Below are 13415 nucleotides of genomic sequence, written 5' to 3' on the forward strand. Positions count from 1 at the left end.
TTATAGTTTGGAATCAGAGTTAAATAAAGAAAAGGCAATGTACATTTTTTTCGGTATCTTTTAATAGAGTATGATTATATACGCCGCCGCTATGAGTAAAACCATAACGGCGGTTTTTCAATGCCTATCGGCTATCTCTGTCAATGGATTTCTTACGCTGCCTTTGCGGCGGTTGCTGCTTGTTGCGTTCCTGTATCTCACGCAGATGTTTTAACACGCTCTGCTTTTCGGGCGGTCTGTGCTGTTCTTTAGCGGCGACTGTCGGTTTCCTGCTGACTTGGTATTCCCACTCGGCAAGGTCACGGTCGTACTGTTCTACAACGCTTTCCATTTCTCGGAAAGTCCGCATAAACACCTGCACATCGGGATAACCGCTTTGAGCGTATCGGGGATTTTATCTAACCTGTCGGCAATCTCGGCTTCGGTTTCTTTGATTTTTGCCTCCAACGCTTTTCGCTCTTTACCTTTGAAAAGCCCCTTTGTTTCGGCAAGCTGCTGTTTCAACTGTGGCAGAACTTTGTCCTGCAAGTTTTTAATTTTTACCGCCTTATCCTGCAACTTTATCATCAGGTTTCGCGTATGGTGGAACTCTGCCATATCAATATCAAGCGTTGGCTTGGGCGGCATATCTTTTTCCCGAATAAAGTTTTGCAGAAAATCTTTTGCCTTTGCTACAATCCCACGAAACAGATTGGGCAGCCAACCCTTGCACTTGATAGATTGGCTTGCTTTTTCGTGTATCTCGGACTGTTTGATTTCTAAAATCTTTGCTTCGGAAATACCCGATAACAACGCCATATCCGCTGTTCTGTTCCATTCCTGCCTTGCGGCGTTATCCGCTTCAATCTCGGCGGCTTTGGGATTGTTCTTGCCGATTTTCTTAGTGGGAAGATAAACGCTGTTCTTATCAAATACCTTTAACTGCTGCTTAGGATCGGAGATATGCCGATTGATAAGGTCGGTGTAAATCTCTTTTACCTCCCGAAGAAAAGGCTCGCTTTTGAATTTATCATCTTTCACGGTAAAGAGGTGGCTTTCGTAAACCTCGCCCTTTTTAATGACGGTGCAGCCTTTTCGTATCTGCCCGTCCTCCCCTGTGATTTCTTTCTTGGTGCGTACCCTTTTGCCTGCTTCATCATAGAACACGCTGCGTGTGGCTATCTTGATGTCAGGCTCAGGAAGCAGTTTTCTTTCGCTGAAGATAAGATGGATATGATAATTGGTTTTGCGTTTGTTGTGGTGGAGAGCTGACACGCACTCCACACCGTATCTCTTGCGGAACTCCTCCGTAAAATCTTCAAGGACTTCCTGCGGCTCGTATCTTGTATAAACTTCGGGCAGGGCGATAATCAATTCCCTTGCTTCGATACATTTCCCCTCTGTGCCGCTCCGCTTAAACTCCTGCTGGCTTTCCCTTGCAAGGCTACTCCAAAATTCATTGTCGGCGGTGTGGTAGGTGGCATAAAGGTTTTCCTGCCTTGCGTGGCTTGTGATATAGGATATTCTTCCCTTGACATTGTGTAGCTTCGACATCTGTAAAAATGAGTGTCTTGCCATATACTCCTTCCTCCCGTGACGGGCATACTCTTTTTGCAACCGAGAAATCGGTTGCCGCTGTTTCGGCGGCGTAAGCAGACGGACAGCGAAGAAAACAGCGGGCTGTTTTCTTCTGTATCATAGCGGCGGTGCATTGCCCGAAGCGATGATACAGTGCCCCCTGCAAGGGCGAAATACCCAGAGTACAAATCGAAGATTTGTGCGAGGGGTATATTTCGCTCTCAAACGCCGAGGGCTTGGAGAATGCTTATTCTACTTTGCGGACATCGTTTTCATTAAGCAGGTTTCTTCCCTGATTGACGCTCATAAATCGCTCTAAAGTGTCCCTGCGGATAATCGCTTTTCTGCCGACTTTGAGGACGGGAAGTTTGCCCCAGTCTACCAACTTACGCATTGTATTTCTTCCGATACCCGTACATTCTGCTGCTTCTTCTATGGTTAAACCCATTTTGATGTTGCTCATTTTATCGACCTCCTTTCAAAATACGCATTTTGCAACTATGTATCTGTAATTATACTTATTTTGCTATCCCTTGTCAACTTGTTTTGCAACTGATTAAGAAATATTTTTGCCTATTATTAAATTTATGGTTGCAAAATAGGTTTCGCTATGCTATACTATCAGCAATAGGAGGTGAAAACCTTGAAAAAAGAAATTACATTCACCGCAAAACAGGTCGGTGAACGAGTAAAAGAACGCCGAACAGAATTAAACTTAACAATGCCCGAACTTGGTAAGCGTGTCGGAGTAAACAAATCTACCATTCAAAGATATGAAGCGGACGGTGTAGACCCGAAGCGTACAATGATTATCAACGGGCTGGCAGAAGCACTCCTGACCACTCCCGAATGGCTGACAGGACTTTCCGAAGATAAGGAATACGACAGCCGCACTTTATGTGCAAGGGATATGGAAGAACATATCAAAAAATATCTTGATACGGTTTCTTCTGTGGTAAAGGGCGAGCCGCACCAACAACTACTTACCACATTCCTCGGAAAGATGATTAACCTCTATACGGTTATGACTTATCACTTTGCAGACGCTATGGCTGAGGTTGACCGTGTAGCGGAGGACGAGGGCTTAAAGCAGTCCTTACGCCGCTATGCGATTGAGTCAGGGGCGATTATGGAAAGGGTTTACCGTAAAGAAATGGAACTTCCTATCGAGGATATGAAACAGTTTTTAGACGGGATTTTACATATCTACGATGAGGGACGCACCGCTGTAAAGATGGGCGACCTGTTCGGGATAGTGACAGCAGCCGAAGAAAGGGTTGCTGAAAAAGAAAAATTCCGTGGCACTTTGACAAGTGAAAATGCCGATTGACATTCATCGGCATAAGTGACACTATTACTTTACGCACACCATATGTCACAGTCCCGATTGCCACGGATAGAAAGGGGAAATTTATCTATGGCAAAAGGTTCTGTAAGAAAAAAAGGTAAAAAGTGGTACGCACGCTTCTACATCGAAGATGAAAGCGGCAGAAAAGTACAGAAAGAGTTTGTGGGAACAGAAAGCAAGTCTGAAACAGAAGCCCTGCTCAGAAAGGCGATTGCCGATTATGAGGAAAAGAAGTTTGTCGGGAAAGCTGAAAACATCACGGTTGGAGAAATGCTGGATATGTGGGTAGAGGAAGAACTGAAGCCCGGCAGTCTTAGCAACGGTACGGTTATGGCATATATGGCGGCAGTCAAAAAGATTAAGAAATATCCCATTGGCAGCCGAAAACTGAAAACCGTGACCGCCGACCATTTACAGGCGTTTATCGACCTTATGAGTTACGGAGGGGTAAACCCTGACGGTACAACTTCAAAACCGATGAGCAAAGGCTATATGCTGCAATTCTCGGCGGTGCTGCAAAATTCATTTCGTTTTGCTGTATTTCCGAAAAGGCTGATAACCTTTAACCCGATGCAGTATGTGAAACTGCGTGGCAGAAAAGAGGAAACCGATATTTTCTCGGACAGCGAAGAAGATGTTGCCCCTATTCCTACCATTACACACGAGGAATACCAAAAACTGACGGACTTCTTAATTGCAAAGAAACACCCTGCTCTGCTTGCGGTGCAGATAGCCTATTATGCAGGCTTGCGTATCGGAGAGGTCTGTGGTCTGACTTGGCAGGACATCAACCTTGACGAGCAGTATCTAACTGTAAGACGCAGTATGCGGTACAATGGCACAAGGCATAAGCACGAAGTCGGCACAACAAAACGCAGTAAAGTCCGTACCGTTGATTTCTGCGACACATTGGCAGACATCTTACGAAAAGCAAAAACAGAACAGCATAAAAACCGTTTCCGTTATGGCGAACTGTATCATCTGAATTACTGTAAGACGGTCAAAGAAAAAGGTCGTACTTATTATGAGGTTTACAGTCTGCAAAGAACGCAGGAAACGCCCGAAAATGACAGGGAATTATCCTTTGTCTGCTTAAAGGAGGACGGTGCTTTTGTTTCTGCAAGTGCAGTCGGTCAGATTTGCCGCAAGGCAAAGGCAGAGGTTGAAGGATTGGAGGACTTTCATTTCCACACACTCCGCCATACCTACACAAGCAATCTGCTTTCGGGCGGTGCAAAGCCAAAAGATGTGCAGGAACTTCTTGGACACTCTGATGTCAGTACCACAATGAACATCTACGCCCACTCTACCAGAGAAGCAAAGCGAACTTCCGCAAGGCTCTTGGACAGGGTTGTGGGCGAAGCATAAAAATTTCCCTTGTTTCGGCTCATAAGGGCAAAAACAAGGGAAAATACATAAGGTTTGAACATTTGATAGGCGGTAAGCCTTGAAAAATCAAGGGATTTCGGAAAATTGAATTTTTAATCCCAATTTTAAACCTATCGAATTCGATAGGTTTAAAGCGGAATCGGGAGATAATGCATTTACATTGACACCGCAACAGTGGATAAGAGCAACAGACGCAATCGGTATTATATCAAAATCAGGACGATATGGAGGTACATATGCCCATACAGATATAGCCTTTGAGTTTGCGTCGTGGATTTCCGCAGAATTTAAGCTCTATATTATTAAGGACTATCAGCGGTTAAAGAAAGATGAAGCAAACCGATTAGCGATTGGTTGGGATGCTAAGAGGGAACTTTCAAAAATAAATTATCGTATTCATACAGATGCGGTAAAGGAATTTCTGATAACACCAACATTATCCCCGCAGGAAATGGCATATACATACGCATCCGAAGCAGATATTCTTAATATGGCTTTGTTTGGTAAGACGGCGGCACAATGGAGAAACGAAAAGGGAATAAGCGGAAAATCACCTAATATCAGAGATTTTGCTTCGGCAGAGGAATTAGTTGTGCTTATCAATTTGGAAGATACGAATGCTGATTTGATAAGACAAGGGTTATCTAACATTGAACGATTAAAGATATTAAGGGAAAAGGCGTATCGACAACTTGAAATTTTGAGAAAAAATAAAGATACTATTGAAATATTGAAGAAAAATTTAATCAAAGATACAGCAAAAAATAAGGTCTAAGTAAATTTGATTATAATATGTTTGATTTTAATGGAAAGCAGGTGATGTATTTGCTCTTTGAGGTAATAGAACCTAAATATTTTATGTTAAATGGGAAAAATGCTTTTCCAGGAGTAACGTATGAAAATTTTTTGATAGATGTTATAAATTGTTCGCATTTTTTTAGTGAAAAACGTCCTATTATGGAATACTATAAATTAGTTGAAGAACAATCAAATGGGGAGGATGATGTTTATTCATCAACGTATCAACTTGATTTTAAGTTATTGGTTGATACGGATGTTATGAGAGAACGAAATAAGAATATGCCAGAAGTCGATTACAGTCAGATGTCTAAAGGATTTATTTTTACAAAGACACGTGAAAAAGTTTCGAATATTCCGCCTAACAATATTCTTAATGATATTGAGGAATGTAAGATGGATGATTTAAGAAAAGAGTTTTACAAAAATAATACTATTGCTAGTATTGTAAAAAATTTGAAGAAGCCTAAAAATATATTCATGTATTATCCGTATGAATATGTGGGAGTTACAAAAGCGATGATGGGGAATTTTGAAGAAAGGGTAACGCATATTTTTGAAAATATCCTAACTTATAGGGATGGACTTTGCTTGCAAAAAGATACATTTGTTTGTTTTAAAATTAATCAGTTTTTTGTAATTTTAGAATGGAAAAATAAGCATTTTGTGTTAAAAGATAGTGTAGACGAACTTTTATGTGCAAACTATCGGGATGCGAAACAATATTCCGTTTATTGATAATAAAAGGATTGATTCTCTTAGCAAAATAGCTTATAATTTAAATCACAACATATAGCTATTATCCGCAGTTACATAGCTAGTATATCATAAATTAAGTTGTTGATAGTTTCGGTATCTGGTATAATAGACTTAATAAATATAATTTATGGAGGCTGATTATGCCAGCGTTATCTTATAGCATTACAATATCAGATGAAGAACGTGATTACCTAAAATCATTGATAAAAGCCAGAACTATCCAGGCGCAGGTTGTTGACCGTGCCCGAATATTGCTATGGAAATCCGAAGCCAGGACAGACAAGGCTATCGCAGACGGCCTGGGCATTAGTGTGAATACCGTCCGGCGCTGTATTGACCGTTATCTTAACAATGGAATTAACCTTGCCATATTTGATGACGAGCGTTCCGGCAGACCAGTTGAGATTACTGACGATGCAAAAGCATGGATTGTCAGTATAGCCTGCCAAAAACCCTGTGACCCTGGCTATGCTGCAGAATTATGGACACTGGCTGCGTTGCACAGACATATACAGGCATATGCTGAAGAAGCCGGCTATCCACGCTTAAAGACAGTTACCAAACCATGGCTCCAAAAATATCTCAAAAAGATGGATATAAAACCATTCAGGATCAAGTATTATCTTGAACGGAAAGACCCTGATTTTGAGAATAAGATGCATGACGTCCTCCTGGTCTATAAGCAGGTCGAGATGCAGTTTGGCATTGATGGGAATATCATCATACCGGAAAACGGGCATTTGACACATACTGTTTCATATGATGAAAAACCCGGCATCCAGGCTGTTGCCAACAAATATCCCGACCATACCCCGACAGAGGAAAAAGGTTATGTCCGCCGGGATTATGAGTATGTGCGGCTTGGGACGCTGTCACTGCCTGCAGGTATTGACCTTTTGACAGGGGAGGCAATTCCATTGGTCAGCCAGACACACAAAAGTTCTGATTTTATCGAGTTTCTAAAGATTCTTGATGTAAAATATCCGGAGGGTGACACAATACGGCTGATACTGGACAACCACTCAGCCCATACTTCAAAGGAAACCCAACAGTTTCTTGCAACGTTACCCGAAGGCCGTTTTTTGTTTGTATTTACCCCGACACACACTTCATGGCTGAATATGATTGAAAGCTTTTTCAGCAAAATGACAAAGCAGATGTTAAAAGGCATCCGCGTCAATTCAAAGGAGGAACTGTCGGAGCGGATATACCGCTACTTCGATGAGATCAATGCCGATCCAATCGTTTATCATTGGACATATAAAATGGATGAAATTAATCCCGATGAAGCAGCAACTATTTAAACTATCAACAATTTAATATTCGCTATACTAGTGTTATCAACAGCGATAACAAAATGATAACATTAGCTCATATAGGCAGGATAATATGGATATATCAAATAATCAAAAGATTTACATACTCGACAGAGAATAATTCTTAAACAAAATTAGTTAGGAAAAGTCGAGTTCGAGTGATGAAATGAGATTGGAAAAGCCTGTGTTTATGCGGACTGCAAGCAAAATTGTTTAAGTTCTGGCAACGATTTGGCAACATTTCGGCTATCACTCACTGAATAATAGAATACTTCAATAACAGAAAAACCTTACTGATTTTCAGAAATGAAGCTGAAAGTCGGTAAGGTTTTTTTGTATGTTTTGGGGGCGAAAATCATTCGGATTCGCCTTTTAGAGCGTCCGTAATAAAGTCGCTTAATGCCTGTGAGGGAACAACCTTTTTCCAGTGATTTGAGGTATCTAATTCGGGATATTTGTACCGCCACTGGTCGTATTCCTCTTTGGTTATCTCTCCCTGTTCCAGACGGGCGGCTTGTTCCTGCCATGCGTGGAACATATCAAACATGGAGGAATAGGTGGAGCCGGTGGACTTGTCCAGCCGCAGACACACTTCTCCGTCAATCTCTCCGATTTTCATCCCATACATATCTTCCAGCGCAAAGAGCGTGTGCATAAGCCCGATATAGCTGTCAATCTCCGGAACTGTGATTGCTCGTGGGCTGACATCAAAGATATGTGCTATTTCTTTTACAAGGTCTTGCTTCGGCGTTCTGGATTCTGATTCGTACTGCGCCATACGGACATCAGAGGTTTTTCCGAGAAAACCGAGGAGTTCGCCCAGTTGCTTTTGCGTCATGCCTTTCCGATTGCGGAAAAAGCGGATTCTTTTGCCGATTGCCATAATAAAACCTCCGTTGTAGTTATAGTGATACAACCATTCTTGACTTAAACATTTTCGTTGAAGTTAGTATAGCATGGTGCAATAGGAATAGCAAGAGAAACTTAAATAAAAAAAGTTAAGATTTTGCTACAAACCACTTGACTTAACGGAATTTATTTAGTATTATACATACAGAACTTAAATAAAAAGAGTTAAACCAGAAAGGGGAGGATAACTGAATGGCAGAAAAATCATTTATGACTGTGGAGGAAGTGGCTGCGGAATTGCGGGTGTCAAAGTCGAAAGCCTATCAGATTGTGCGGGAACTGAACGCGGAATTGCAGAAGCAGGGGTATCTGACGGTGGCTGGACGTGTGAACGCTACTTTTTTTCATAAAAAGGTCTGTTACAGCGATTAAACGGAAAGGAGTTGATTTGAATGGCTGTATACAAGGACAATGCTACGGGAACGTGGCGGGTAATCTACCGCTTTACCAACTGGAAAGGCGAGAGGAAACAGACACAAAAAAGAGGTTTTGCTACCAAAAGAGAAGCGCAAGCCTGGGAGCATGAAATCATGCTGAAACAGGGCGCAAAGCTGGATATGACGTTTGCCAGCTTCTTTGAAGTTTACGAAGCCGACAAGAAACAGCGTGTTAAGGAAAGCACATGGGAATCCAAAAGCCATGTAATCCGCACAAAGATTTTACCGTATTTCGGGAATCGAAAAATAGCGGAGATTGAAGCAAAGGATATTATCGCATGGCAGAATGAACTCATGGCGTACCGGGACGAGAAGGGAAAGCCTTATTCGGCAGATTATCTGAAAACTATTCACGCCCAGCTTACGGCGATTTTCAATCATGCTGTGAACTTCTATAGCTTGCCCTACAATCCGGCAAGGCGGGCAGGAACAATGGGAAATGAGATTCCAAAAGAAATGAATTTCTGGACGAAAGAGGAATATCTGAAATTCTCCGAAGCCATGATGGATAAGCCCCGTTCCTATTATGCTTTTGAAATGCTTTACTGGTGTGGAATCCGTTCCGGCGAACTGCTGGCACTCACTCCGGCTGATTTCAACTTTGAAAATCAGACGGTCACGATCAGCAAAACCTTTCATCGTTCTAAAGGGCGGGATATTATCACAAACCCGAAAACAAAAAAGAGCAACCGTGTAATCAAAATGCCAACTTTTCTCTGTGAGGAAATGCAGGAGTATATCAAAATGCTTTATGACATTAAGCCAGAGGAGCGACTGTTTACGGTCACAAAATCCTATCTTAATCACGAGATGGAGCGAGGGGCAAAGCAGGCAGGAGTGAAAAAGATTCGTGTGCATGATATTCGTCATAGCGCAGTTTCCCTGTTAATCGACATGGGATTTTCAGTGCTTGCGATTGGGGAGCGCATGGGGCATGAAGCGGAGAAAATCACTTATCGTTATGCTCACTTGTTCCCCACGGTGCAGACGGAAATGGCGGAGAAATTGGAAATGGAGCGTAGACATAAGGAGGACACAAATGGAAAGAACACTTGATTACAAAGAGCGGTGGCGCAATCATACGGTGGCGTTCCGGGTATCGGACGAGGAAGCAAAGCTGCTTAATGATTTGGTGGCGTTGTCAGGCTTGACAAAGCAGGACTATATCACAAGGCGGCTGCTGTGCCGGGATGTGGTGGTACAGGGCAATCCGAGGGTTTATAAGGCTCTGAAAAATCAAATGGCGGCTATCTATGAGGAATTGAAGCGGCTGGAAACATTAAGCCCGGACAATGACGAACTGCTTTACACGTTGCAGGTAATTGCAATTACGTTAGATGGTCTGAAAGGAGAAGATGAATGACAGAAAAAATGCAAACGACTGCTCCCGTATCATCTGTTGGCGCAGATGGGGCGCAGCCGCAATTAAAAAATCACAATGAAATTATAGCAAATGAAACAGCACAAATCAATCTGCAAGCCAAAAATATCCTGGAGAAATCCGGGAGCGGCGGGTTTCAAACGGTTTCCATGACAGAACTGTATGATACAGTCTATCCGCCCAGAACGCCGATTGTAGACGGATTCCTCTATGGCGGCACTTATCTCTTTGTGGGTGCGCCGAAAGTGGGAAAATCATTCTTTATGGGACAGCTTGCCTACCATGTGGCAATGGGACTTCCTCTTTGGAATTATCCCGTCCGAAAGGGGACGGTGCTGTATCTGGCACTGGAAGATGATTACGCAAGGCTTCAGCGGCGGCTCTCTGGTATGTTCGGCGTGGAATGTGCGGATAATCTGTACTTTGCAACACAGGCAAAGACACTGAATGGGGGCTTGGACAGGCAATTAGAGGAATTTCTGAAAGTGCATACGGACGCAAGGCTGATTATCATTGACACGCTTCAGAAAGTGCGTGAGGTCGGCGGGGACAGGTACAGCTATTCCAGCGACTACGAGAATGTGACAAAGTTAAAGTCGTTCAGCGATAAATACGGTATCTGCCTGCTGGTGGTTCATCACACACGCAAGATGGAATCCGAGGACAGTTTCGATATGATTTCCGGCACAAACGGACTGTTGGGTGCGGCAGACGGTGCGTTCATTATGCACAAGAAGAAGCGCACTGACAATGAAGCGGTTATGGATATAGTAGGGCGTGACCAGCCGGATCAGGAACTGACCATAGAGTTTGACCGGGAACGCTGTGTCTGGAAATTCAAAAAGGCGGAAACGGAACTGTGGAAACAGCCGCCGAATCCTTTGCTGGAAGCAATCAACAATTTTCTGGCAGAAGATAAGCCAGAATGGGAGGGAACGCCAACAGAACTTGTGAGTCAGTTGCCAGATATGCAGATACAGGCAAACGTGCTTTCGAGAAAGCTCAATGTAGTCAACAGCCAGTTGCTTAATGATTATGGGATTTTCTATGACAATAAGCGGGGGCATGAAAGGAAAATTATTCTGAAACGGCTTGAGCCGAGAGCATAAAAGCGACGATATGCGTCGGTTGCGACGGTAATTTTTACAGTGGGCTGGTATAGAAAATATCGACGCTATCGACGCAAACCGACGCAGAAAGGATTTTTATGAAGAACGTGCAAATTTCTTATGAACTGTTTATATCTCTGCTCCGATATCATCTGGTGGGAGATGACGATTGTCTGAATCAAATCCGGCAGGGGTTAGAGCAGAAATTAGATTCACTGGTGCGTCATGAATTATATGCCAAATATAAGACTGCGCCAACACAGGAGGAGCGGGAAAAAGCCAGACAGGAATATTTGAGCAGGCGTGGAGTGTCGGATAGCTTTCGATGGTAGGGATTCCTTTGATGATAATTGACAGGAGCGTGTCACGCTCCTGTGCATAGCAAATAAAGAGAAAGGTGTGATTCGATGATTATTCAGCCGAAATGGGGAACACGGAATGTGAACAAATATTTTTACGAAAGCGAAACACGGAGAATAGCAGCCCTCAATGAAATTTTTGGAGAGATAGAACTGACAGAAGATGAACAGCGCATATTGATATGGCTTGCGGGGTGGGACGAATACACGATGGAGAATATGCTGTCGGTTATCCGAAAAGCGATGGCAGCGGAAGTAAAGCGGCTGGAACAGCCGCCCCGTCCGTAGGACGGAAGCCCCCGGCAGGGCGCAAAGGCAGCTTTTGATGGACGGAACGGCTGTCAAAAGTGCTTTTGCGTTACTTTCGGGAAAGTAACAAAGCCTACCAGCCGAAAAGAAAGGGCGTGATTTTATAAGACGGACAATTAGCGCAATGGTGGGGAAAGGCTCGGTCAACCATAACAGCCGCAAATTCAAAGCGGAGAATGTTGACGGAGAACGCTCACACTTCAATGTAAACTACTGTAATGAGAATATCAAGAAAGTGTATCATAAATTATTTGATGAAGCATTGCAGAGATATAATGAGAAACAGACGAGGGCAGACCGCTGCATTGCTGACTATTACGAGAAGATACGGAACTCAAAGCAGGAGAAATCGTTTCATGAACTGATTTTGCAGATTGGCGATAAGGAAAATATGAGTGCGGGAAGTGAAAACGGACAGCTTGCAAGGCAGATTTTGGATGAATATTATCGGGAGTTTCAATTAAGAAATCCTAATCTCTATGTATTTTCCGCTCATATCCATATGGACGAAGCAACGCCGCATCTTCATATTGATTTTGTCCCGTTCACGACTGGCAGCAAGCGTGGACTTGATACGAGAGTATCTTTGAAACAGGCGTTGGCGGCGCAGGGATTTAAAGGCGGTTCCCGTGGTAATACCGAGTGGTCGCAATGGGTACAGTCCGAAAAAGAACAGCTTGCCGCCGTAATGGGGCGGTATGACATTGAATGGGAGCATAAAGGCACGCATGAGAAACATTTGTCTGTCCTTGATTATAAAAAGCAGGAGCGGGAAAAAGAGGTCATTCAGCTTGAGGGGCAGATTTCGGAGAAAAAAGAGGAATTTCAAATATTGTCGGACAGGGTGGAGAATTACGATAAAGGAATGGAAAACCTAAAAACTCTGGAACAGGTGCTTGACACTTTCCCAGAATACCAGTTGCCAGAGCCGCAGGGGTTCATGTCGGCGAAGTCGTATAAGAATAAAGTGGCAGAGCCTTTGGTGCAAAAGCTGAAATCGCTTATTAAAACAGCACTTGTAAGGTGTTTTGAAGCGTGGGACAGCTACTATCGTTTGAATGTCACAAACAGCAATCTCCACCGTGAGAATGAGGGGTTAAGGAAAACCAATGAGAAACTGGCAGGGGAAAATGAAAACCTCCGTACGGAAAACAAAGATTATAAGCTGCTCCGCAAGGCATTTGGAAGTAAGCAGATAGACAGCCTTTTGGAGCAGGCAAAAGCGGCGCAGAAGTCGAAACAGCGTGGAAAGTATTTGAAAAATAGCAAAGAGGAAAGGTAGGAAACACTATGGAAAACAGGATTTATGACGAAAATAACGGTCTTTGGTATGTAAGGCAAGGCGACTATTACCTCTCAGAGCTTGCATTACTTCCCGAAGAAGAAAAACCGATTGGCATTTGGGGGCAAAGGCATTTGCAGTATTTCAAAGAGCATAAGCAGTTCGTTTATCTCAATCTGCTGACAAGCGGCAGGCTGAATGAATATTTGGCAAGTGTGGATAAACAGGCAGAGGATTTGTTTTCTCGGCTGGTAAAGGAATATGCCGATAGGCAGGGAGTGACGGAAAGGTTAAAAGAGGAAAACCAGCTTTTATGGGTTCAGAAAATGAATAACATTCGGGCTTGTGTGAGGGAAGTTGTGGAGAGCGAGGTAATCTATTCATAAGTTATAGGTGGCACTTCTGCCGTATGTGGAAGTGCCTCTCAATCAAAAAAATAGTTCGGAGAATTGAAAAATCTTA

The 13415-nt window shown here is 43.2% G+C and carries 14 protein-coding genes and 2 pseudogenes; 13 read left to right on the forward strand and 3 right to left on the reverse strand.

The genetic code is table 11. The annotated features are described in order from the left end of the window. Positions 1-124: 124 nt before the first annotated feature. Together VSQ32_00780 and VSQ32_00785 are read right to left on the reverse strand one after the other, a co-directional pair. Positions 125-1557, reverse strand: a pseudogene (locus tag VSQ32_00780) (MobA/MobL family protein). A gap of 247 nt (positions 1558-1804) precedes the next feature. Continuing rightward, complete coding sequence (locus VSQ32_00785; GenBank protein ID MEH2941424.1) at positions 1805-2020, reverse strand: helix-turn-helix domain-containing protein; 216 nt, start codon at positions 2018-2020, stop codon at positions 1805-1807. A gap of 180 nt (positions 2021-2200) precedes the next feature. Between VSQ32_00785 and VSQ32_00790 the strand changes: the two genes are divergently transcribed. The 5 genes and pseudogenes from VSQ32_00790 (at position 2201) to VSQ32_00810 (ending at position 7155) form a co-directional block, all read left to right on the forward strand. Next, complete coding sequence (locus VSQ32_00790; protein ID MEH2941425.1) at positions 2201-2887, forward strand: helix-turn-helix transcriptional regulator; 687 nt, start codon at positions 2201-2203, stop codon at positions 2885-2887. Between the two features lie 87 nt (positions 2888-2974). Then, positions 2975-4273: a tyrosine-type recombinase/integrase gene (locus VSQ32_00795; protein MEH2941426.1), complete on the forward strand. Its 1299-nt coding sequence runs from the start codon at positions 2975-2977 to the stop codon at positions 4271-4273. 115 nt (positions 4274-4388) lie between these two features. Beyond that, positions 4389-5069, forward strand: a pseudogene (locus VSQ32_00800) (KilA-N domain-containing protein). A 17-nt stretch (positions 5070-5086) separates the two neighbouring features. After that, entirely contained in the window at positions 5087-5830 is a 744-nt protein-coding gene (locus tag VSQ32_00805; GenBank protein ID MEH2941427.1) for a hypothetical protein, read from the forward strand. 161 nt (positions 5831-5991) lie between these two features. Next, complete coding sequence (locus VSQ32_00810; protein MEH2941428.1) at positions 5992-7155, forward strand: IS630 family transposase; 1164 nt, start codon at positions 5992-5994, stop codon at positions 7153-7155. 367 nt (positions 7156-7522) lie between these two features. On the opposite strand, the gene VSQ32_00815 is transcribed toward VSQ32_00810, so the two are convergent. Beyond that, a complete protein-coding gene (locus VSQ32_00815) occupies positions 7523-8050 on the reverse strand; it encodes a helix-turn-helix transcriptional regulator (GenBank protein MEH2941429.1) in 528 nt (175 codons plus the stop codon). A gap of 218 nt (positions 8051-8268) precedes the next feature. Here VSQ32_00815 and VSQ32_00820 point away from each other — a divergent pair, with 218 nt between their 5' ends. The 8 genes from VSQ32_00820 to VSQ32_00855 all read left to right on the forward strand — a co-directional run bounded on the left by VSQ32_00820 (position 8269) and on the right by VSQ32_00855 (position 13339). Next, a complete protein-coding gene (locus VSQ32_00820; protein ID MEH2941430.1) occupies positions 8269-8448 on the forward strand; it encodes a DNA-binding protein in 180 nt (59 codons plus the stop codon). A gap of 20 nt (positions 8449-8468) precedes the next feature. Beyond that, entirely contained in the window at positions 8469-9569 is a 1101-nt protein-coding gene (locus VSQ32_00825; GenBank protein MEH2941431.1) for a site-specific integrase, read from the forward strand. Further along, positions 9553-9876, forward strand: coding sequence for a mobilization protein (locus tag VSQ32_00830; GenBank protein MEH2941432.1), 324 nt, complete (start codon positions 9553-9555; stop codon positions 9874-9876). The genes VSQ32_00825 and VSQ32_00830 overlap by 17 nt, the downstream gene beginning before the upstream one ends. Next, entirely contained in the window at positions 9873-11003 is a 1131-nt protein-coding gene (locus VSQ32_00835) for an AAA family ATPase (protein MEH2941433.1), read from the forward strand. Before VSQ32_00830 ends, VSQ32_00835 begins: the two co-directional genes overlap by 4 nt. 98 nt (positions 11004-11101) lie before the next feature. Next, positions 11102-11335, forward strand: coding sequence for a complexin-2 (locus VSQ32_00840; protein ID MEH2941434.1), 234 nt, complete (start codon positions 11102-11104; stop codon positions 11333-11335). Between the two features lie 75 nt (positions 11336-11410). Then, on the forward strand, positions 11411-11650 hold the full coding sequence (locus VSQ32_00845) for a hypothetical protein (protein MEH2941435.1): 240 nt from the start codon (positions 11411-11413) through the stop codon (positions 11648-11650). A 145-nt stretch (positions 11651-11795) separates the two neighbouring features. Further along, the gene (locus VSQ32_00850; protein MEH2941436.1) at positions 11796-12953 is read left to right on the forward strand and encodes a plasmid recombination protein; all 1158 of its coding nucleotides are present in this window, start codon (positions 11796-11798) and stop codon (positions 12951-12953) included. 8 nt (positions 12954-12961) lie between these two features. Beyond that, entirely contained in the window at positions 12962-13339 is a 378-nt protein-coding gene (locus VSQ32_00855; protein MEH2941437.1) for a TnpV protein, read from the forward strand. The last annotated feature ends 76 nt before the right edge of the window (positions 13340-13415 follow it).

The organism is Lachnospiraceae bacterium JLR.KK002 (genome assembly GCA_036941025.1).
Lineage (GTDB): Bacteria > Bacillota > Clostridia > Lachnospirales > Lachnospiraceae > Petralouisia.